The 19,326-nt window shown below is 70.6% G+C and carries 18 protein-coding genes and 1 pseudogene; 12 read left to right on the top strand and 7 right to left on the bottom strand.

All coding sequences use genetic code 11. From position 1 onward, the window contains the following. Positions 1-88 precede the first annotated feature (88 nt). The 4 genes from SGFS_RS47370 (at position 89) to SGFS_RS47355 (ending at position 3,754) form a co-directional block, all read left to right on the top strand. Positions 89-1,510, top strand: coding sequence for a lipase maturation factor family protein (locus SGFS_RS47370; RefSeq protein ID WP_286258855.1), 1,422 nt, complete (start codon positions 89-91; stop codon positions 1,508-1,510). A 181-nt stretch (positions 1,511-1,691) separates the two neighbouring features. After that, a complete protein-coding gene (locus SGFS_RS47365; protein ID WP_286258854.1) occupies positions 1,692-2,312 on the top strand; it encodes a PIG-L deacetylase family protein in 621 nt (206 codons plus the stop codon). 25 nt (positions 2,313-2,337) lie between these two features. Further along, positions 2,338-2,871, top strand: a complete 534-nt coding sequence (locus SGFS_RS47360; RefSeq protein WP_286258853.1) for a GNAT family N-acetyltransferase — start codon at positions 2,338-2,340, stop codon at positions 2,869-2,871. A 16-nt stretch (positions 2,872-2,887) separates the two neighbouring features. After that, positions 2,888-3,754, top strand: a complete 867-nt coding sequence (locus tag SGFS_RS47355; RefSeq protein WP_286258852.1) for a hypothetical protein — start codon at positions 2,888-2,890, stop codon at positions 3,752-3,754. Positions 3,755-3,853: 99 nt separating this feature from the next. Here SGFS_RS47355 and SGFS_RS47350 read toward each other — a convergent pair whose 3' ends face one another. Beyond that, positions 3,854-4,405: a zinc-binding dehydrogenase gene (locus SGFS_RS47350; RefSeq protein WP_286258851.1), complete on the bottom strand. Its 552-nt coding sequence runs from the start codon at positions 4,403-4,405 to the stop codon at positions 3,854-3,856. Further along, positions 4,300-4,614, bottom strand: a complete 315-nt coding sequence (locus SGFS_RS51575; RefSeq protein ID WP_350284102.1) for an SDR family NAD(P)-dependent oxidoreductase — start codon at positions 4,612-4,614, stop codon at positions 4,300-4,302. Before SGFS_RS51575 ends, SGFS_RS47350 begins: the two co-directional genes overlap by 106 nt. Between SGFS_RS51575 and SGFS_RS47345 the strand changes: the two are divergent. After that, positions 4,588-5,025 (top strand): annotated as a pseudogene (locus SGFS_RS47345) (GMC oxidoreductase); the annotation flags it as partial. The gene SGFS_RS51575 and the pseudogene SGFS_RS47345 overlap by 27 nt on opposite strands. 76 nt (positions 5,026-5,101) lie before the next feature. On the opposite strand, the gene mftR reads toward SGFS_RS47345, so the two are convergent. Continuing rightward, positions 5,102-5,731 carry a mycofactocin system transcriptional regulator gene (mftR, locus tag SGFS_RS47340; RefSeq protein ID WP_286258850.1) on the bottom strand — a complete coding sequence of 210 codons (630 nt, stop codon included), beginning with the start codon at positions 5,729-5,731 and terminating at the stop codon, positions 5,102-5,104. 212 nt (positions 5,732-5,943) lie between these two features. On the opposite strand from mftR, the gene SGFS_RS47335 reads away from it, so the two are divergent. From SGFS_RS47335 to SGFS_RS47325, 3 genes are read left to right on the top strand one after another with little or no spacing between them, the layout of a single operon-like run. Beyond that, complete coding sequence (locus tag SGFS_RS47335) at positions 5,944-6,702, top strand: GntR family transcriptional regulator (RefSeq protein ID WP_286258849.1); 759 nt, start codon at positions 5,944-5,946, stop codon at positions 6,700-6,702. A gap of 49 nt (positions 6,703-6,751) precedes the next feature. Then, positions 6,752-7,537, top strand: a complete 786-nt coding sequence (locus tag SGFS_RS47330) for an electron transfer flavoprotein subunit beta/FixA family protein (protein WP_286258848.1) — start codon at positions 6,752-6,754, stop codon at positions 7,535-7,537. A gap of 19 nt (positions 7,538-7,556) precedes the next feature. Next, positions 7,557-8,519 carry an electron transfer flavoprotein subunit alpha/FixB family protein gene (locus SGFS_RS47325; RefSeq protein ID WP_286258847.1) on the top strand — a complete coding sequence of 321 codons (963 nt, stop codon included), beginning with the start codon at positions 7,557-7,559 and terminating at the stop codon, positions 8,517-8,519. A 374-nt stretch (positions 8,520-8,893) separates the two neighbouring features. On the opposite strand, the gene SGFS_RS47320 is transcribed toward SGFS_RS47325, so the two are convergent. Next, entirely contained in the window at positions 8,894-9,532 is a 639-nt protein-coding gene (locus SGFS_RS47320; protein ID WP_286258846.1) for an SDR family oxidoreductase, read from the bottom strand. A 295-nt stretch (positions 9,533-9,827) separates the two neighbouring features. On the opposite strand from SGFS_RS47320, the gene SGFS_RS47315 reads away from it, so the two are divergent. Further along, positions 9,828-10,535: a TetR/AcrR family transcriptional regulator gene (locus SGFS_RS47315; protein WP_286258845.1), complete on the top strand. Its 708-nt coding sequence runs from the start codon at positions 9,828-9,830 to the stop codon at positions 10,533-10,535. 89 nt (positions 10,536-10,624) lie between these two features. Here the strand turns inward: SGFS_RS47315 and SGFS_RS47310 are convergent, their stop codons facing one another. After that, complete coding sequence (locus SGFS_RS47310; protein WP_286258844.1) at positions 10,625-11,485, bottom strand: LuxR C-terminal-related transcriptional regulator; 861 nt, start codon at positions 11,483-11,485, stop codon at positions 10,625-10,627. A 1,020-nt stretch (positions 11,486-12,505) separates the two neighbouring features. Here SGFS_RS47310 and SGFS_RS47305 point away from each other — a divergent pair. The 3 genes from SGFS_RS47305 (at position 12,506) to SGFS_RS47295 (ending at position 14,377) form a co-directional block, all read left to right on the top strand. After that, complete coding sequence (locus tag SGFS_RS47305; RefSeq protein ID WP_286258843.1) at positions 12,506-13,000, top strand: hypothetical protein; 495 nt, start codon at positions 12,506-12,508, stop codon at positions 12,998-13,000. Continuing rightward, positions 13,000-13,338: a hotdog family protein gene (locus SGFS_RS47300; RefSeq protein WP_286258841.1), complete on the top strand. Its 339-nt coding sequence runs from the start codon at positions 13,000-13,002 to the stop codon at positions 13,336-13,338. Before SGFS_RS47305 ends, SGFS_RS47300 begins: the two co-directional genes overlap by 1 nt. Before the next feature lie 175 nt (positions 13,339-13,513). Then, positions 13,514-14,377 (top strand): helix-turn-helix transcriptional regulator, encoded by an 864-nt coding sequence (locus SGFS_RS47295; protein ID WP_286258839.1) that lies wholly within the window; start codon positions 13,514-13,516, stop codon positions 14,375-14,377. A gap of 98 nt (positions 14,378-14,475) precedes the next feature. On the opposite strand, the gene SGFS_RS47290 is transcribed toward SGFS_RS47295, so the two are convergent. Together SGFS_RS47290 and cobN are read right to left on the bottom strand one after the other, a co-directional pair. Beyond that, a complete protein-coding gene (locus SGFS_RS47290) occupies positions 14,476-15,519 on the bottom strand; it encodes a 2-oxoglutarate and iron-dependent oxygenase domain-containing protein (protein ID WP_286258837.1) in 1,044 nt (347 codons plus the stop codon). Positions 15,520-15,731: 212 nt separating this feature from the next. Further along, positions 15,732-19,322, bottom strand: a complete 3,591-nt coding sequence (cobN, locus tag SGFS_RS47285; protein WP_286258835.1) for a cobaltochelatase subunit CobN — start codon at positions 19,320-19,322, stop codon at positions 15,732-15,734. Positions 19,323-19,326: the final 4 nt, after the last annotated feature.

Here is a 19,326-nt window from a genome sequence, read left to right as displayed (position 1 = left end):
GTGTGCTCGGGGTGAGCGATAAGGAAATCGGGTCACTATCGTCGGTAGTGCACCTCCTTTCGTCCTCGACCCGGGAGCGCGAGAGCCCATGGAGTGGTTCACCGCACCCGACTACTGGCTGAGCCGTCTGCTCTTCCAGCGGGCTCTGGCCGTGGTCTATCTGGTCGCCTTCCTCGGCGCGGCCCTGCAGTTCCGGGCACTGATCGGGGAGCGCGGAATGCTGCCGGTCCCCCGCTACGTCGAACGGGTGCCGCTGCGGTACGCGCCCGGTGTCTTCCACCTGCACTACTCGGACCGTTTCTTCGCGGGCTGGGCCTGGGCCGGCTGCGCGGTGTCGGCGGCGCTGCTCGCGGGGCTCGACTCGCGGCTTCCACTCCTCGCCGGGATGGCCCTTTGGCTCGTGCCATGGGCGATGTATCTGTCGATCGTGAACGTCGGCCAGACCTGGTACGCGTTCGGCTGGGAGTCGCTGCTCCTGGAGGTCGGCTTTCTCGCCGTGTTCCTCGGCAATGACGAGGTGGCGCCGCCGGTCGTGGTGCTGTTCCTGCTGCGGTGGGTGCTGTTCCGGGTGGAGTTCGGCGCCGGGCTGATCAAGATGCGCGGCGACCCGTGCTGGCGCGAGCTGACCTGTCTCTACCATCATCACGAGACGCAGCCCATGCCCGGCCCGTTCAGCTGGTTCTTCCATCATCTGCCGAGGCCCCTGCACCGGGTCGAGGTCGCCGCGAACCACGTCACCCAACTCGTCGTCCCGGTGCTGTTGTTCACCCCGCAGCCGATCGCGACGGCCGCCGCCTCGCTGATGATCGTGACCCAGCTGTGGCTGATCCTGTCGGGCAACTTCTCCTGGCTGAACTGGATCACCGTCGTGCTGGCCCTGTCCGCCGTCGACTTCGGGGGCACGCCACCGGACACGCCCTCGGCACCAATCTGGTACGAGAGCGTCGTTCTCGCGGTCGCCGCGCTGCTCCTCGGGCTGAGCTACCGCCCGGTCCGCAACATGCTCTCCCGCCGCCAGGTCATGAACCGCTCCTTCGACCCGCTCCACCTGGTCAACACCTACGGCGCCTTCGGCAGTGTCAGCCGCGTCCGCTACGAGGTGGTGGTCGAGGGCACGGCGGACGACGTACCGCGCGAGGACTCGGACTGGCGGGAGTACGAGTTCAAGGGCAAGCCGGGCGATCCACGGCACTGGCCGCGCCAGTTCGCGCCGTACCATCTGCGGCTCGACTGGCTGATGTGGTTCGCGGCCCTCTCCCCCGCGTATGCCACCCCCTGGTTCGGCGGTCTGGTGGAGCGGCTCCTGGACAACGACCACGACACACTCCGCCTGCTGCGGCGCTCCCCGTTCCCGGCGGACGCCCCGCCGCGCTATGTGCGCGCCCGGCTCTTCCGCTACCGCTACACGACCTGGCGGGAGTGGCGGGAGACAAGGGCGTGCTGGGAGCGGACGTACGTGCGCGAGTATCTGCCGCCCACGCGGCTGGCCGGTGTGGCTCGGATCTCCTGAAATCGGCCGGAGGGCAGAGTGGGGAGGACCGCAGAGATCAATGCTGCATCAGCAGGTGATGAATTAGCCGTAGTTGGCTGCCAATTCGGCGCTCCTTTCAGGACTTTCCCGATCTGTCCACCTCATAGTTGAACCCGCAAGATTCAGGCCATGTGCTCATGTGCTCGACGGGGGACGCGCGATGTGGGATCGAGTGCTGGCGGTCGGAGCCCATCCGGACGACATCGAGTTCGGGTGCGGCGGTGCGCTGCTGCGCCACGCGGCTCAGGGTGCCTCCATCACGCTGGTCGTCGTGAGCGACGGAGCCCGTGGTGGTGACGCCACGGAGCGCGCCGCCGAACAGACCCGGGCCGCCGAGGCCCTCGGCGCCAAAGTTGTCATGCTCCGGCTACCCGATGGCCGTCTGGGGCCGCTGGACGAACTGGTGACGCTCCTGGAGGAGGAGATAGCGAGCGCCGACCCGGACCTGGTCTACACGCACTTACCCGAGGACACCCACCAGGACCACATACAGACGCACCGAGCGATGCGGATCGCCGCCCGGCAGCTCGCCAACGTACTGCTGTTCGAATCCCCGCGCTCTCCGCTGCTGTCCTCCGGCATAGGCGTGAACATCGGATCGGTGATCAAGGAGAAGGCCACTCTCCTGTCCACCCACGCCTCTCAGGTGCGTACCCGCCCGGAGCTTCGGAGCAAGTCGGTCCGGGCACGGGCGTTCCTGCACGGCACGCGATTCGGCTGCGACTTCGCCGAGATGTTCGTACCCCTCCGGTTCGCCCTGCCGCTCGGTTCGGCCGAGTGACACCACACACGGAAGGCGGGTCATCGTGTCGATCACCATCGAGACACGCACCACGGAAGAACTAGGGAAGGGCGGCCGGGCCGAGCTGCGCACGATGCTGGAGGGCTGCTTCGGCGAGCGGTATGGCGACACGGCCTGGCAGCACTGTCTCGGAGGCATCCACTATCTCCTCCGCTACCGGGGCGAACTCGCCGCCCACGGTTCCCTGGTACCACGGTGGTTCAAGCAGGGGAACGTCGCTCTCCGGGGAATGTACGGGGAGTCGATGGCGACAGTGCCGCACCTGCGGCACCGTGGACTGGGCAGCATCGTCGTCGCCATGGCCACGGCGGAGATCCGACTGCATCATGAGATCGGCGTTTTCGCGGCCAGCAAGTACGAGTTCTACGAACGCCAGGGCTGGCAGAAGTGGCGCGGACCGACCTTCGTCCGGACCGACGAGGAGACCCTCCCCGCCGCGCCCGCGCGCGGAGCCGTCATGTTCCGCCTGCCGGTCGACAGCAGCGTGAACCCCGACGCGGATCTGACCACCGACTGGCGGGACGGAGACATCTGGTGAAGCCTTCGGGACCGGCGTGGCACTCATGGAGGTGACGGCGATCATCGACAATCTTGCGGCGGACCTGATCTGGTCGGTGCTGGCCATCGGCTTCGGTTATGTGCTCCTGCGCCGACAGACACGGGGCCTGGCACACCTGCTCGGCGCCACCGGCGACCGGCGCCTGCTGATCGTGCTGCCCGACATGCTGGTACGCGAGGGCGGAACCGTCGGCAGCTACCGGCAGAACGGATTCGTCGGCAATGTGGTGTCCCGGCGCGAGTTCGAGGCAGCGATCGCCCTGCGCGAATCGCTGACCGATCCGCTGGTACGGCTGCTGCGCCCGCGCACGCCTGTCCTGCCGTCCGGCCGGATCGGGGCGTCCGGCCCGGTGGAGGGAACCGAGTTCTGTCCGCCGAGCAGCGCTCTCGCCACCGCCTCGGCGGCCACGGAACCCTTCGCCCATCTGCCCAGCCAGGTGGCGGGCCGCAGTCTCGTCCTGATCGGCGGCCCCACCTACAACCATCTGACCGCCCTGGGATTCAGGCATCCGTCGGCGCAGGCGGTCCCCGAGCAGCAGGGCGGCGACGGCGAATGGGGGCTGCGGGTCAGGTCGGGTCCGTTGGCCGGTCAGTTCTTCGCGGGCAGGGGTAACGCGCCCGACACCGAGATAGCCACCATCCAGTCCTTCGCCACCGAGGCCTCCGGCCCCCGGGTCACGATCTGCGCCGGCAGCAGCGATGTGGCGACGCAGGCCAGCGTGACGTTCCTGCTCGCCAACTGGCGCCGTATCAGCCGAAAGTGCCACAACCACCCGTACGCCTTTCTGCTCCATGTCGACACCCACAGCGGCAGCGCCAGGCTGCAGACCGGCATCGTGGACGGGCGCCCCTTCACGCTGTAGAAGCCGGGGCGCCCGGTGGGCACGGACGTCACAGGCCGTAGACGACGCGAGGCCCCGGCGTACGTCCGGGTGGAGCAGCCACCACGTTCTGACCGGAGTTCACGCTCGCCACGTCATGTCGATGACCACCTTGCCGGTGGTGCGCCGTTCCGCCACGTCGGTCAGTGCGGACGCCACCTCGCCGAGGGGGTGGACGCGGGAGACGAGCGGGCGCATCCCGTCCCGGACCATCCGGGCGAGCGCCCGATCGCCGGCGGCCACCGACTGCGGGGCGTACTGGCGCAGCATGCGGATCTCGAAGCCCCGTACGACGGCGTCCTTGAGCAGTACGAGGTTTAGCGGGATCCGGGGGATCTTCCCGTCGGCGTAGCCCACCGTCACGAACCGGCCGCCCCGCCGCAGCGCGCGCAGGGCGGCCTCCGCGTGGTCGCCGCCCACGGGGTCGACGACGAGGTGGGCGCCCTCGCCGCCGGTCAGCTCGCGGATCCGCGTCTTCAGGTCCTCGTGGGCGTAGTCGACACCGGCCTCGGCGCCGAGCTTGCGGGCTACCGCGAGCCGCTCCTGACTCGACGCCGCCGCGACGACCCGCATCCCCAGCCGGGTCGCGATGTCGACGGCCGCGCTGCCGACCCCGCCCGCGGCCCCGAGCACCGCTGTCCACTCCCCCGCCGCGCCCTGCCCGACGGTGACCAGGGAGCCGCCGAGCTGGTGATGACGGTCGAGCCGCCCTCCCCCGCCTCGATCATCCAGGGGATCGCGGCCCGTGCCGTGTTCCAGGCGCCCTTGAGGTTGACGTCGACGACGACGTCCCAGGCGTCACGCCGCGGACGAGCGGCCGGATGCGCACGCGTTCCGCCGATCCCGCGACACCCCCGAGCATCGGCTACGGCTATCTGTCGACCCCGGAGGACCGGCGGCGAATGCGCGAAGTGGTCCGTGTCACCGCCGAGTTGGTCGGTACGAGTGATTTCGGGGAGGTCTCCGGCGGGCTCACGGAGCCGGGGGCACGGGTACTGGGCGACGACCGTCTGCTCGACGAGTGGGTCCTCGGGCATCTCGGCACGTCCCAGCACACCTGCGGCACGGTTCCCCTGGGCCCCGTCGGCGATCCCCGGGCGGCCGTCGATCCCTACGGAAGGGTGCACGGTGTCGCCGGTCTGCGTGTCGCCGACACGTCGATCCTGCCGACGCCCCCGCTACGGGGCCCGGCGGCGACCGCCGTCCTCATCGGGGAACTCGTCGCCGACGCCATGCGCCGCGGCGTGACGTGAACCGTCCAGGCACCATGCGCCGCGGCCTGACGTGAACCGTCCAGGACCACGGGCGGCCCGGGAGCCGGAAGCGGCACTACCCGCTGCCGAGGTCCCCGTACCCGGCCGCGAGTTGCCGGACGGCCAGGTCCAGCAGGTCGCTCAAATCGGCGTCCTCGTCGGTCAGCCACTGCTCGTACGCGGCGACGCACGCGGCCAGGACGGTACCGCCGATCAGCCGGGGCAGCAGGTCGGAGGCGGGCCGGTCCAGGCGCCGGGCGGCGAACTCCGTGACGAGCGTCCGCCACGACGCGTAGCGCACGGCCGAGTCCGCCTGGAGGGTCGGCACCCGCAGGATGAGCGCCATGCGCTGGCGGTGCCAGGGCACCAACGCCGGGTCGAACCGGTTGAACTCGACGACCGCCTCGCGCACCGCGTCCATCATCGGCGTGTCCGGGTCCGCCGCCGCCAGCAAGGCGTCGAGCCTGGCCAGCTGCGCTTCGAAGTCGCCCCACACGAGGTCGTTCTTGGAGGCGAAGTACCGGAAGAAGGTGCGGCGGCCGATCCCCGCCGCGTCGGCGATGTCGTCGACCGTCGTGCCGTCGAACCCCTGCCGTGCGAACAGCTCGAAGCCCAGCCGTTCGAGTACGGGCCGTGATGTCGCGTACGGCCGGCCGGTTCGGGCGGAGCCCGTGCGGGCCGCCGCCTTCTTCTGGAGCGGCTCCATCCGCGGTCCCTTCCTCCCTTTCCTTCCTTCGGCACGACATTGTTGCGTACAAAGGCGCGCCCGTCTGCCGGTGCTTCCCCGCCGAGCGTTCCGCGATTAGAAAGGTCACAGTTCAGCGGGCGGGGACAGCGTTGACAGCGGATTGGATTTGGCCGTACAAATCTGCTGACAGGGCTGATCGACACGGGCAGCTCATGCCCGGGAGGAACTCGATGGCTGACGTCGCAAGCGGTGACGGGGTGCGGGAGAGCGCGTACCTCAGGCTCGCCCGTGACCTACGGGCGTCGGTCCTGCGGCACGACTACCCCGACGGGGTGCGGCTGCCCACGGAGGCCGAACTGGCCGAGCGGTACCAGGTCAGCCGGCAGACCGTGCGCCGGGCGTTCCAGGACCTCGTCGCGGAGGGCCTGGTCTACCGGGTGGCGGGGCGCGGCACGTTCGCCACCCCCCGTGAGCAGCAGTACCTGCGCCAGATCGGCTCGGTGGACGACCTCATGGGGCTGTCCCTGGACACCCGCATGGCCGTCGTCACGCCTCTGCACCGGCGGGTGGACGTCGACGCGGCGGGCCGGCTGGGCCTCCACACCGACCGGGTGCACAAGCTGACCTTCCTGCGGCTGCACGAAGACGTCGCGTTCTGCCACACCGCGGTCTGGCTGCCACCCGCCGTCGGCCGGTTGCTGGAATCGGTGCAGGAGCTGTTGCTGCCGGGCACGCCCAACGCCCTCACCGTCCTCGGGCTGCTCGACCAGCGTCTGCCCGAGCCGATCGCCGAAGCAGAGCAGAGCATCACGGTCGCCGAGGCGACGCCCGAGATCGCGAGCCACCTGAACTGCGAACCGGGCAGGCCGCTGCTGCGCATCGACCGTGTCTACCAGTCCGTCACCGGACAGCTCGTGGAGCTGGCCATCAGTCACTTTCTGCCGGAGCACTACTCGTACCACGTGCGGCTGCGACGCAGTGGCCCATGACGGCCGAGACAATCCCGGACACCCATCAGGAGACCAGAGGAGATCGATTGTGAGCTTGAGGATCGTTGTCACTGTGAAGTACGTGCCCGACGCCACCGGCGACCGGCACTTCGCCGATGACCTGACCGTCGACCGTGACGACGTGGACGGTCTGCTCTCCGAGTTGGACGAGTACGCGGTCGAGCAGGCGCTGCAGATCGCCGACGAGGCCGACGATGCCGAGATCACCGTGCTGACCGTGGGTCCCGAGGACGCCAAGGACGCGCTGCGCAAGGCGCTGTCGATGGGCGCCGACAAGGCGATCCACGTGGAGGACGACGACCTGCACGGCACGGACGCGATCGGTACGTCGCTGGTGCTGGCCAAGGCGATCGAGAAGGCCGGCTACGACCTGGTGATCTCCGGCATGGCGTCCACCGACGGTACCGGCGGTATCGTCCCGGCGCTGGTCGCCGAGCGTCTGGGTGTCCCCCAGGTGACCCTGCTGTCCGAGGTCTCCGTCGAGGACGGCGTGGTCAAGGGCCGTCGGGACGGTGACGCGGCGTCGGAGCGGCTGGAGGCGTCCCTGCCGGCGGTCGTGTCGGTCACCGACCAGTCGGGCGAGGCGCGTTACCCCTCCTTCAAGGGCATCATGGCGGCGAAGAAGAAGCCGGTGGCGTCCTGGGACCTGTCCGACCTCGACATCGAGGCCGAGGAAGTCGGTCTGGAGGGCGCCTGGACGGCCGTCGACTCCGCGGCCGAGCGCCCGGCGCGTACCGCCGGGACGATCGTCAAGGACGAGGGCGAGGGCGGCAAGCAGCTCGCCGGGTTCCTCGCGAGCCAGAAGTTCATCTGAGAAAGGGTGCTGAAGATCCATGGCTGAAGTTCTCGTCTACGTCGACCACGTGGACGGTGCCGTCCGCAAGCCCACCCTGGAGCTGCTGACCCTGGCCCGCCGCATCGGCGAGCCCGTCGCCGTCGCGCTCGGCAACGGCGCCGCCGACACCGCCGCCGCGCTCGCCGAGCACGGCGCGACCCGCGTCCTGACCCACGACGCCGCCGAGTACGCCGACTACCTCGTCGTCCCCAAGGTCGACGCCCTCCAGGCCGCCTTCGAGGCCGTCTCCCCGGCCGCCGTCCTCGTCCCCTCCTCCGCCGAGGGCAAGGAGATCGCCGCCCGCCTCGCCCTGCGCATCGGCTCCGGCATCATCACCGACGCCGTCGACCTCGAAGCCGGCGACTCCGGCCCCGTGGCCACCCAGTCGGTGTTCGCCGCCTCCTTCACCACCAAGACCCGTGTCTCCAAGGGCACCCCGGTCATCACGGTCAAGCCGAACTCCGCCGCCGTCGAGGCCGCCCCGGCCGCCGGCGCGGTCGAGGCGCTGGAGGTGACCTTCGGGGCGCTGGCCACCGGCACCAAGGTCACCGCCCGCACCCCGCGCGAGTCCACCGGACGCCCGGAGCTGACCGAGGCCGCGATCGTCGTCTCCGGCGGCCGCGGCGTCAACGGCACCGAGAACTTCGCGATCATCGAGGCCCTCGCCGACTCCCTCGGCGCGGCCGTCGGCGCCTCGCGCGCCGCGGTGGACGCCGGCTGGTACCCGCACACCAACCAGGTCGGCCAGACCGGCAAGTCCGTCTCCCCGCAGCTGTACATCGCCAACGGCATCTCCGGCGCCATCCAGCACCGCGCCGGCATGCAGACCTCCAAGACCATCGTCGCCGTCAACAAGGACGCCGAAGCCCCCATCTTCGACCTCGTCGACTACGGCGTCGTCGGCGACCTCTTCGACGTCGTCCCCCAGCTCACCGAAGAGATCAACACCCGCAAGGGCTGACCGTGCGGTGACCCGTGGCCACAGCGGTCACGGGTCACTCGGCCCGGTTCCGGTGAACGCGGTGCACGGCGAAGGAGAAGCGTTCACTCGGCCCAGCACCCCGGCCGAGGATCCGGGCCGTGTCGGCGCCCATCGCGGCCGCCCTCCCTTCCGGTACCGGCGCGCGCGGCGGAAGTACCTTCTGCGTCCGGCCGAACTCCGGGCCCTCCACGACCCATCCGCGGCGGTGGGCCGTACCGGATGCGGGGTACTGACGCGGTCGTTCCGGATCACTCGTCCCGCAGGGCGGCGCACAGGCCACCGTCGACGACGACACCGCTGACGTAGCTCGCCTCGTCCGACAGCAGGAACGCGGCGACGGCGGCCACCTCCTCTTACCGGCCGGTGCGGCCCAGCGGTGTGCGCTGGATGAGTTCCTGTACCGACTCGTGCCGCGCCGCCTCCAGCCGGGTCTGCGGGGTGTCGATCGCGCCGGGCGACAGCGAGCACGCGCGTGCGCCCACCGGCCCCAGCCGCACCGCCTCGGCCCGGGCGAAGCGCTGCACGCCGTAGGTGGCCCACGGATACGCCCACGCGGCATCCTCGACAGCCGGGCCGATCGCGTCACGGATCCGGTCGAGGAAGCCCTCCTGCGGCGGGTCGTCCAGGACGGCCGCGACCACCGGGTCGGGTTCGATGTGAGCGATCAACGGGGACACGGAGGCGCAGTACACGAACGCCGTGCCGGCGGTGGCCAGGGGGCGGAGCGCCTCGGCGAGCAGCACGGTTCCGACGAAGTCGACCTCGATGATCCCGCGCCAGTCGGCGTCCTCCGGCGCGACGCCCTCGGCATGTGCGACGGCCCGTAGTGTGCCGAGCTCACTGACTCGCTCGGCCAGCCGGGCGAGGTCCTCCCGGTCGGTGACATCCACTGCGAACGGCTCGACGACGGCTCTGCCGGAGCCGGACAGATCCTTCGCGAGCGCGGCCACGGCCGCGTCGTTCCGGTCGGCGAGCAACAGCACGTCCACCATGTCGGCGAGACGCCTCGCGCAGGCCCTCTCCCACCCCGCGACCGGCACCGGTGCCAATACCTACCGTGGTCATGCGCCACTCCTCACTCGGGACACTCGTCACAGGTCGAGTGCCTCGCGAGCTCTCAAGCAACGGTGTTCGGACTGGCTGGATCTTTTGACGTACCGTTTGGTCCAGCAAACAAGGTGATGCCCCCGGATTCCGCTTCCCCCGGATGTGCGGAAAGCCGTCCGACGTGGTCCCGGGAGTCGGTTTTGATCGGTATTTCGTCATTATCGAGCGGGGAGAGAGTCCATGCCACGACCGCCGGGCCACGGACCGGGCTTCGAGATCAGACGGCAGAAGATCATCGATGTCGCGGCGGAGTTGTTCGCGCGACAGGGATACGCGGCGACATCGATCAACGACCTGGGCCGGGCGGTGGGGCTCGCCAAGGGAGCCCTGTACTACTACATCGGCTCCAAGGAGAACCTTCTCCTCGAGATCCAGTCGCGGGTGATGGGGCCGCTGCTGTCCCGGGCCCGGCAGATCGCGGAGCTCGACACGGATCCCCTGCTGCGACTGCGCCTGCTGTCGGAGTCGCTGCTGACGATCATCTTCCGCAGGCTCGACCACATCTGGGTGTACGAGCACGACTACCGCAGCCTGAGTGGTGCGGAGCTGAAGGCACTGCTGGGCCAGCGTTCCGAGTTCGAGGAGCTGATCTCGGGGCTGCTCGCCGAGGCCGTCGACCAGGGCACGTTCCGTGCGCTGCCCCCGCGGCTGGCCACCCTGCAGTTCCTCAACCTCCACAACCACACCTACCAGTGGGTCAAACCGGACGGAGAGTGGGACGCGAACTTCCTGTCGCACGAGTACTGCGCGACCCTGTTCCGCGGCTTCGGCGCGCCGGACCACGCTCTCCCGAGGGTCGAGGAACAGGCCGAGGCGTTCAAGCGCGACCGGCCCGGTCTGCCGCTCGATCCCGAGGCGGTCTGGGAGCCCGTGGCCATCACCGGCTGACGGAAGGGACGGGGCGGTGGTGTCGGCCGCCCCCGGCCGACACCACCGAGGCGGTCCACACCACCTGGCACGCACCCGGCGTCGCGTGGTCATGGCAGCAGTCCCGCCCGGCGAGCCGCGGTGACGGCTTCGAAGCGGGTGGTGGCGCCGAGCTTGCGCATCACCGAGCGCAAGTAGCCCTTCACGGTCTCCAGACCGATGTCCAGCCGGTCGGAGATGTCGAGGTTGGTGCAGCCCTCGGCGACCGCCGCGAGGACGTCGAGTTCGCGGGGCGACAGGCGCGTCGCCGACTTCTCCGGTGGTGGTCCCTCGGCGCAGCAGCCCTGTTCCAACAGGAAGCACACCTCGTGGAAACGTTCCTTCAGGTGTCCCTCGTCGAGTGTCGAGGCAAGGTTCAGCAGGTCGGTGTGGACTTCGTGCACGCGCTCCATGGCCGCCCTGTCAGGGGGCTGGGCACTGTTGCGTACGGCCCGGGCCTCCGAGAGCAGCCGGTGCACCTGTTCGTGGGAGGCGAGGAACTGCTCCAGGTCGCGCGCCGCCGCCGTCACCGCGGTCAGCACCCGGTCACCGAGCCGTACCGCGTCGCGCGATCCCACGAAGAGAACGGCCCGGACGGTGGTGCCCACGATCACGGGTGCCGCCGCCATCGCTCTCACCCCCTCGGCCGCGACGAAGGAGTCGTACTCGTGGCCGGCCTGGGGGGCCGCCCCGTAGTCGCTCACCGCCGCCGGCCGGCTGGTCGCCAGCACCTTGCCGATCAGTCCGGACCCGGCCGGCACGGTCAGCCCCCGGCGGTCCCTCGACCGCACCCCGCTCGTCTCGGCGATCCGTAACTGCCGCGGGCCGACGACCCAGGCTGCCCCGGCGACAGGCATCCCGCTTTCCCTGCGCAGAGCCAGGACCGCGGCACGGGCGGCCGCGGCCTCCTCACTGTCTTCTGCCGGCAACACGACAGGGATGACTCCTTGGCCGACTGCTCCCCCGTAGTCAGGAGAACAGTTCTTCAAGCGACTCGACCGCGTCAAGAGGCCACAGCAGAAAGTCAATTGACGAACAGTCAGCTCATTCTGAGGTGACACGTGCACATACGGCGGAGCGGTCGGGCAGCTCGTCGACCCCAGCCGCCACCGACGTTGAATTGACCCGGTTTTTAGATATCCATCCCCTCCGCTTTACCCTCATACGGGGGTAGCTGGGGAGCCCGGTTTACCTCATGGTGGTGCCAGCGACAAGCCGCCCAAGGCGGGGGCGAGCCTCGCTCACTCCCCCACCCCCCTCCGAATCAAGGCCCGCCGAACGCAGAGCCGTTGTGTGCCCCCAGCAGCTCCGAGCCTGCGCGCACAGAGAGGCGCCCCCCTTGCTTTTCTCGTACTCTCCACGTCTCGCACAACTCAGGGAAAGCGCTGTCGACCTCGCCCGGAAGATCAGGGCGTACGAGGACGAAGCGGCTCTGGTCGGCCTTGCTCCGGAGCAGCGCGGGCGCCACCTCGTCCCGGAGAACCGGGACGATCGGTTCGGGGCCGGGGCCATCACCGGGCCCGAGGCCGGTTCCGACCCCCGGCGCCTCGCGACGATCGTGCTGGTGGTCGTCCAGCCCGACGGGGCTTCGACCATGTTCCGCGTCGGCGAGGACGTGCCGGGCGTACGACTGGGGGAGCGGGTCCTGAGCGCGGCGCGCGCCGTGGGCACCGTCGGGCGTGCCCTGCGGTGGGTGTCGGACTGGGCGCGCGAGCGGGTGCTGGGCGGACAGTCCATCCTCATGGGCCGTTCGTCGCCCGCACGGCGTCCCGGTCGTGACTGCGGCCGGGGGCGCGCCGACGACCCCCGTGGGGGTGCCCGGAATCGATTTCGGTCCCTCACGCCTCGTCGCATCGCCTGCGGGAACCACGGCCTCAGGGCAGAGCGCGGCCTTCGGGAACGCGGTGGTGGAAGCGCATCACCACGCCGCGTCGGTCCATCGGCACCTCCTCATGTCCACCATGTACGGCCCCCTGTTCGCCCCAGCGGACCGGTACCTCCGGCAGCCCCGGATGCCCGCACCCCTGCCGCTGCCGCTGCCGCTGGACCGTGTCACAGGGATCGCCGCCGAACCCGGTTCCATGGGCACAAGCACCCGCTGGACCGAGACCGGCGTCCGGTTCGACAGCGGGCACCTCGGCCCTGTCGGACGGATGCCGGCCGGCATCGTGGTCGAGGCGGGGCAGGCCCATCCACCCGATCGGGGTGAGCGCGTGTACCGCCTGCTCGGCTGCGAGCCGACCCACCACGGCAGCCCTCCCCTGCCGGGCGAGGCCCTCCAGTACGAGGTCCCTGTCGACGGTCACGGCGGCGTACGGCTTTTCTTCCCCCACGACTGCTGCGTCGGCGGCGGCGCACTCCGGCTGAGCATGCGCGACGGTCAGGCGTGCTTCCTCACCGACGACGTACTCGCCCGGGCTCACATCCGTACGCCCCGGGAACCCTGATGCCCGACGGCTGTCCGCAGGCCATGGCCTTCCTCCTCGGCGCCGCCGCCGAGTGCACGATCGACCGCGTCGGCCGACGCTTCGAACCCGGCCGGGACGGACCCGTGCCGATGGTGTGCGGCGGCCAGGTCACCCGGGCCGGCGAGCGGCTGACGTACCAGGTGTTCGTGGCGGTCCGGCGCACCGGAGCACCGGTCCCGCCCAGAGCCCTCGGCGGTCTGACGGACCACCGCGAGTCGGCGAAGGTCGCCGAGGTCCGGGGCTGTCGCCACGGCCACTCCGCCATGCTCGCCCGCGCCCGGGACAGGCCGAGCGAGGTGTTCGGCGCCACTTCATGAGCCGGGGCTCCGCGGTGGAGGGCTGCTTCGAGCCACAGGCGCCGCAGAGTCGCGGACCCCGTCCTTACGTACCTGTTCACAGCAGTCGCACAACAGCAGCACATCTCCCGCACGAAGCCCGCGCACACGGCGGGCGGGGGCGCAGACCGGCCCCCAGGCAGATCGAGGAACCCGCATGACACTGAAATCACCCTCCACTTCGGACGACGACCGCCAGGTCAAACGTGGCATCAAGGCGTTACGTGACGCCGCCGGCGTGGACCTCGCCTTCGGTGGCGTCGTGGTCCGAGGGCGGCACGCGCAACTCACCGAGTTCACGGGCAATTCCACCAACGCCCTGTACGGACTGACCCTCGGATTCGGCATGGGGCTCGGCGGCAAGGTGGTGGCCCTGCACCGCCCCATCGCCGTCAACGACTACGCGAACTCCAAGCAGATCAGCCACCACTACGACCTGATGGTCGCCGCGGAGGGCATCCATGCCGTCGTGGCCGCCCCCGTGGTGGTGAACCGGACGGTGCGGGCGGTCATGTACGGGGCGGTCCGCCAGTCCGTCGGGCTGGGCGACCGGACCGTGGACGCCGTCATGCAGGCCGCCCGCGGTATGGAACAGAACATGGCGGTGCGTGACGAGGTGATGCGCCGCCTCGACGCGCTGAACGAGCCCACGGAGGGCGACGACCTGCCGGAGGGCCCGTTGTCCCCCCGGTGGGAGACGGTTCGCGAGGCCTACGCCGAGCTGCGGATCCTCGCCCAGCGGCTCGCGGACCCCGACCTGCGCGACCGGGTCGTCGAAGTGTCCGCCAAGCTGGCCGGCGCGGGAGCCCCCGTCTCCCGCCACCTCAGCGCCCTCTCCTCGCGGGAACTCGACGTGCTGTCGTGCGTCGCGCTGGGGCGGACCAACGCCGATGTGGCGGACGAACTCGGCCTTCGGGCGGAGACGGTGAAGAGCTATCTGCGCAGCGCGATGCGCCGACTGGGATGCCACTCACGTATGGAGACCGTCGTGACGGCCCGCAGTCTGGGCCTGCTGCCCTGAGAACCGTTCTGCGAACTGCTTATGTCTGAAGCCGCCCGACTGGTTGCCGGGCGGCTTCAGGGCGTGCCGGTGGGGGGACGGCCCGCCGTGGATGTGGTTCAGGAGTTGAGGGCTTCCTTGCGGAGGCGCTCAAGGACGGCCAGCCGGTCCTCGTTCTCGATGCGCGCGGTGGCGGTGCGCTCGGGGTAGCAGCGCATGAACATGTTGGTGAAGTGCGTGCCGTAGTGGATGAACTCGTCCGGCCCGGCCGCTTCCAGAGGTCGCGCGACGGCCTGGAAGGACGGCTCGTGGAAGTACGCGATGGTGTACCGCTCACGATCGGCCAGGCGCACCTTGTGCGGAGTGGAGAGGAGGGTTCCGCCGGTGATGAACTGCATGATGTCGCCCGGGAAGACGGTGAACACCGAGGGGACCGGGGTGACGAAGGTCCAGGGCTCCTCGTTCTCGTACCGCCCGGCCATGGACTCGTCGGGCAGCCAGTTGCGTCCGCGGGCCTCGCCCTCGACCGGGGGACGGATGTAGAGGCCGCCGACGTCGTCCTGGACCGCGATGACCAGCAGGCCGTAGTCGGTGTGGGAGCCGATGCCCCGTTCGGAGGTCGCGTCGGCCTGCGGGAAGCGCAGGACCCGCATGTGGTGCCAGCCGTCCTCGGTGAGCTTCGTGAAGTGCTCCATGTCGCCCAGGCCGAGGCCCAGCGCGGTCAGTTGGAGCAGCCGCCGGCCGATGTCGCCGACGGTGCCCATGTAGTCCTTCATGGCCGTGGCGTACTGCTCGGAGGGCCAGGGGGCGGGGCCGTGACACGGCCACCTGTCGAGGACGCGGGGGTCGTCCTCGGGGATGTCGGGGCAGACGGTGAAGATCTCCGAGCCGTCCTTCTCCCCGGCGGTCTCCTCCTCACCGGAGGCGACGTATCCGCTGTAGGTGAGGTCGGAGACGTGTTGGGCCTTCTCCTTGAACGGGCGGCCGAAGAAGTCCCGGGAGGCGTCGAGGGTCCGGTCGGTGACGGCTTCCTGTTCGGGCGTGGCCACGATCTGGAAGATGCCGTCGACCTGCCAGGCCGCGATCAGGGCCTGGCCCAATGCCTTGTCCGCGTCGCTGCCCTCAACCGTCGCGGGCAGTACGAAGGTTTGCAGATCTGTCATGCCCCTCACCATGAACCGGACACACTTCCTCCACTACCCCCGTCTGAGGGGCCTCCTCACGGGAAGCGTGCACATCAGCGTCCTGACCAGGGAAGGAGCGGGGAAGGGCTCCCGCAAGTCACGTCCTCGCGGGAGCCCTTCCGTCGCGGGTCCTGTGTCGTGCAGAAACTATTGCAAACTACTCGCAATGACTGCCGGGTGCGCCGCCCCCATCACCCCTCCCCCTCCAGGTCCCCCTCCGTCTCCAGGTACACCTGCCGCAGCCCCTCCAGCACCGCCGGGTCGGGCTTCTCCCACAGGCCCCGCGACTCCGCCTCCAGCAGCCGCTCGGCGATGCCGTGCAGCGCCCAGGGGTTGGCCTGTTGCAGGAACTCGCGGTTGGTGGGGTCCAGGACGTAGGTCTCGGTGAGCTTGTCGTACATCCAGTCGGCGATCACGCCGGTGGTGGCGTCGTAGCCGAACAGGTAGTCCACGGTCGCGGCGAGTTCGAAGGCGCCCTTGTAGCCGTGGCGGCGCATCGCCTCGATCCACTTGGGGTTGACGACGCGGGCGCGGAAGACGCGGGAGGTCTCCTCGACGAGGGTGCGGGTGCGGACCGTCTCGGGGCGGGTGGAGTCGCCGATGTACGCCTCGGGGGCCGTGCCGCGCAGGGCGCGGACCGTGGCCACCATGCCGCCGTGGTACTGGAAGTAGTCGTCGGAGTCGGCGATGTCGTGCTCACGCGTGTCCGTGTTCTTCGCGGCGACCTCGATCCGCTTGTACGCCGTCTCCATCTCCTCGCGGGCCGGGCGCCCGTCGAGTTCGCGGCCGTACGCGTAGCCGCCCCACACCGTGTACACCTCGGCGAGGTCGGCGTCGGTGCGCCAGTCGCGGGAGTCGATGAGCTGGAGCAGCCCTGCGCCGTACGTGCCGGGGCGGGAGCCGAAGATGCGGGTGGTGGCCCGGCGTTCGTCGCCGTGCGTGGCCAGGTCGGCCCGGACGTGGGCGCGGACGTGGTTCGCGTCGGCCGGTTCGTCCAGGGACGCGGCCAGGCGTACGGCGTCGTCGAGCAGCCCGATGGTGTGCGGGAAGGCGTCGCGGAAGAAGCCCGAGATGCGCAGGGTGACGTCGATGCGGGGGCGGCCCAACTCCTCGTACGGTATGGCCTCAAGGCCGGTCACCCGGCGCGAGGCGTCGTCCCAGACGGGGCGGACGCCGAGCAGGGCGAGGGCCTCGGCCACGTCGTCGCCGGCCGTGCGCATGGCGCTCGTGCCCCACAGCGAGAGGCCGACGGAGGTGGGCCAGTCGCCGTTGTCTGCGCGGTAGCGCTCCAGCAGGGAGTCCGCGAGGGCCTGGCCGGTCTCCCAGGCGAGGCGGGAGGGGACGGCCTTGGGGTCGACGGAGTAGAAGTTGCGGCCCGTCGGCAGGACGTTGACCAGGCCTCGGAGCGGGGAGCCCGAGGGGCCGGCCGGGACGAAGCCGCCGTTGAGTGCGTGCACGGTGTGGTCGAGTTCGGCCGTGGTCGCGGCGAGCCGGGGCACGACCTCGCGGGCGGCGAACTCCAGGATGGCGGCGACCTGCTCACCGTGCTCGGTGGGGACGGCTGCCGGGTCCCAGCCCGCGTCCTCCATCGACTGGACCAGGGCGCGGGCCTTCTCCTCCGCCTCGTCGGCGGTCGTACGGGTCGCGGCGGACTCGTCGAGGCCGAGGGCCTCGCGCAGGCCGGGCAGGGCCGTGGTGCCGCCCCAGATCTGACGGGCGCGGAGGATGGCGAGGACCAGGTTGACGTGGTCGTCGCCGGTGGGCGGGGTGCCGAGCACGTGCAGGCCGTCGCGGATCTGGGCGTCCTTGACCTCGCACAGCCAGCCGTCGACGTGCAGGAGGAAGTCGTCGAAGCCGTCGTCCTCCGGGCGGTCGTCCAGGCCGAGGTCGTGGTCGAGTTTGGCGGCCTGGATGAGGGTCCAGATCTGGGCGCGGATCGCCGGGAGCTTGGCGGGGTCCATGGAGGAGATCTGGGCGTACTCGTCGAGGAGTTGCTCCAGACGCGCGATGTCGCCGTAGGAGTCGGCGCGCGCCATCGGCGGGACCAGGTGGTCGACGAGGGTGGCGTGGACGCGGCGCTTGGCCTGGGTGCCCTCGCCGGGGTCGTTCACCAGGAAGGGGTAGATCAGAGGGAGGTCGCCGAGGGCGGCGTCGGGGCCGCAGGCGGCGGACAGGCCGGCGTTCTTGCCTGGCAGCCACTCCAGATTGCCGTGCTTGCCGAGGTGGATCATCGCGTCCGCCCCGAAGCCGCCCTCCGCCTGCGCGGCGGCGATCCAACGGTAGGCGGCCAGGTAGTGGTGGGAGGGCGGGAGGTCCGGGTCGTGGTAGATCGCGATCGGGTTCTCGCCGAAGCCGCGCGGGGGCTGGATGAGGATCAGCAGATTGCCGAAGCGCAGGGCCGCGAGGACGATGTCGCCCTCCGGGTTGCTGCTGCGGTCGACGAACATCTCGCCGGGTGCCGGGCCCCAGTGTTCCTCCACCGCCGTGCGCAGCTCCTCCGGGAGGGTGGCGTACCAGCGGCGGTAGTCGGCCGCCGGGATCCGGACGGGGTTGCGGGCCAACTGCTCCTCGGTGAGCCAGTCCTGGTCGTGGCCGCCCGCCTCGATGAGGGCGCGGATCAGCTCGTCGCCGTCGCCGGAGGCCAGCCCGGGTGCGTCGGCGCCGCCGAAGTCGTAGCCCTCGTCGCGGAGTCGGCGCAGGAGGGCGACCGCGCTGGCGGGGGTGTCCAGGCCGACCGCGTTGCCGATGCGGGAGTGCTTGGTCGGGTAGGCGGACAGGACGAGCGCGAGGCGCTTGTCGGCGTTGGCGATATGCCGAAGTCGGGCGTGGCGTACGGCGATTCCGGCGACGCGGGCCGCGCGTTCGGGGTCGGCGGCATAGGCCGGGAGGCCGTCCTCGTCGATCTCCTTGAAGGAGAACGGGACCGTGATCAGGCGGCCGTCGAACTCGGGTACGGCGATCTGGCTGGCCGCGTCGAGGGGGGAGACGCCCTCGTCGTTGGCGTCCCAGTCGGCCCGGGAGGACGTGAGGCAGAGCGCCTGGAGGATCGGGACGTCGAGGCCGGTCAGGGCGCCCGCGTCCCAGGACTCGTCGTCACCGCCGGCCGACGCCTCGGCGGGCTTCGTGCCGCCCGCCGCGAGCACGGTGGTGATGATCGCGTCGGCGGAGCGGAGTTCGTCGATCAGCTCGGGCTCGGGGGCGCGCAGGGAGGCGACGTACAGCGGAAGGGCACGGGCGCCCGCGTCCTCGATGGCCTCGCACAGGGCGCCGACGAAGGCGGTGTTGCCGCTCATGTGGTGGGCCCGGTAGTAGAGCACGGCGACGGTCGGGCCGTCGGTGCCGTCACGCGGGGTGCGCTCCAGCGGGCCCCAGGCCGGGGCGGGGGCGGGGGCCTCGAAGCCGTGGCCGGTGAGCAGGACCGTGTCGGAGAGGAAGCGGGCCAACTGCTCCAGGTTGGCCGGGCCGCCGTGCGCGAGGTAGGCGTGGGCCTCGGCCGCGAGGCCGACGGGGACGGTGGAGGCGGCCATCAGCTGGGCGTCGGGCGCCTGTTCGCCGGTGAGGACGACGACCGGGCGGCCGTCGGCGAGCAGCAGGTCGAGGCCGTCCTGCCAGGCCCGGATGCCGCCGAGGAGCCGTACGACGACCAGGTCGGCGCCGTCGAGGAGCGCCGGAAGGTCGTCGAGGGCCAGGCGGGAGGGGTTGGCGAAGCGGTACGGCACCGGACCGGCCGCCGCGCGGGCGCTGAGCAGGTCGGTGTCGGACGTCGACAGGAGCAGGATCATGTGG

Source organism: Streptomyces graminofaciens (assembly GCF_030294945.1).
Lineage (GTDB): Bacteria > Actinomycetota > Actinomycetes > Streptomycetales > Streptomycetaceae > Streptomyces > Streptomyces graminofaciens.
This window is presented reverse-complemented; position numbering and strand designations above follow the sequence as displayed.

What these genes read in the sequence shown, in the direction of transcription:
- SGFS_RS47370 (WP_286258855.1), top strand. Translation starts at nt 89, where the DNA reads ATGGAGTGGTTCACCGCACCCGACTACTGGCTGAGCCGTCTGCTCTTC.
- SGFS_RS47365 (WP_286258854.1), top strand. Translation starts at nt 1,692, where the DNA reads ATGTGGGATCGAGTGCTGGCGGTCGGAGCCCATCCGGACGACATCGAG.
- mftR (WP_286258850.1), bottom strand. Translation starts at nt 5,731, where the DNA reads ATGGAGCCGCTCCAGAAGAAGGCGGCGGCCCGCACGGGCTCCGCCCGA.
- SGFS_RS47335 (WP_286258849.1), top strand. Translation starts at nt 5,944, where the DNA reads ATGGCTGACGTCGCAAGCGGTGACGGGGTGCGGGAGAGCGCGTACCTC.
- SGFS_RS47325 (WP_286258847.1), top strand. Translation starts at nt 7,557, where the DNA reads ATGGCTGAAGTTCTCGTCTACGTCGACCACGTGGACGGTGCCGTCCGC.
- SGFS_RS47320 (WP_286258846.1), bottom strand. Translation starts at nt 9,532, where the DNA reads ATGGTGGACGTGCTGTTGCTCGCCGACCGGAACGACGCGGCCGTGGCC.
- SGFS_RS47315 (WP_286258845.1), top strand. Translation starts at nt 9,828, where the DNA reads ATGCCACGACCGCCGGGCCACGGACCGGGCTTCGAGATCAGACGGCAG.
- SGFS_RS47305 (WP_286258843.1), top strand. Translation starts at nt 12,506, where the DNA reads ATGTCCACCATGTACGGCCCCCTGTTCGCCCCAGCGGACCGGTACCTC.
- SGFS_RS47300 (WP_286258841.1), top strand. Translation starts at nt 13,000, where the DNA reads ATGCCCGACGGCTGTCCGCAGGCCATGGCCTTCCTCCTCGGCGCCGCC.
- SGFS_RS47295 (WP_286258839.1), top strand. Translation starts at nt 13,514, where the DNA reads ATGACACTGAAATCACCCTCCACTTCGGACGACGACCGCCAGGTCAAA.
- SGFS_RS47290 (WP_286258837.1), bottom strand. Translation starts at nt 15,519, where the DNA reads ATGACAGATCTGCAAACCTTCGTACTGCCCGCGACGGTTGAGGGCAGC.
- cobN (WP_286258835.1), bottom strand. Translation starts at nt 19,322, where the DNA reads ATGATCCTGCTCCTGTCGACGTCCGACACCGACCTGCTCAGCGCCCGC.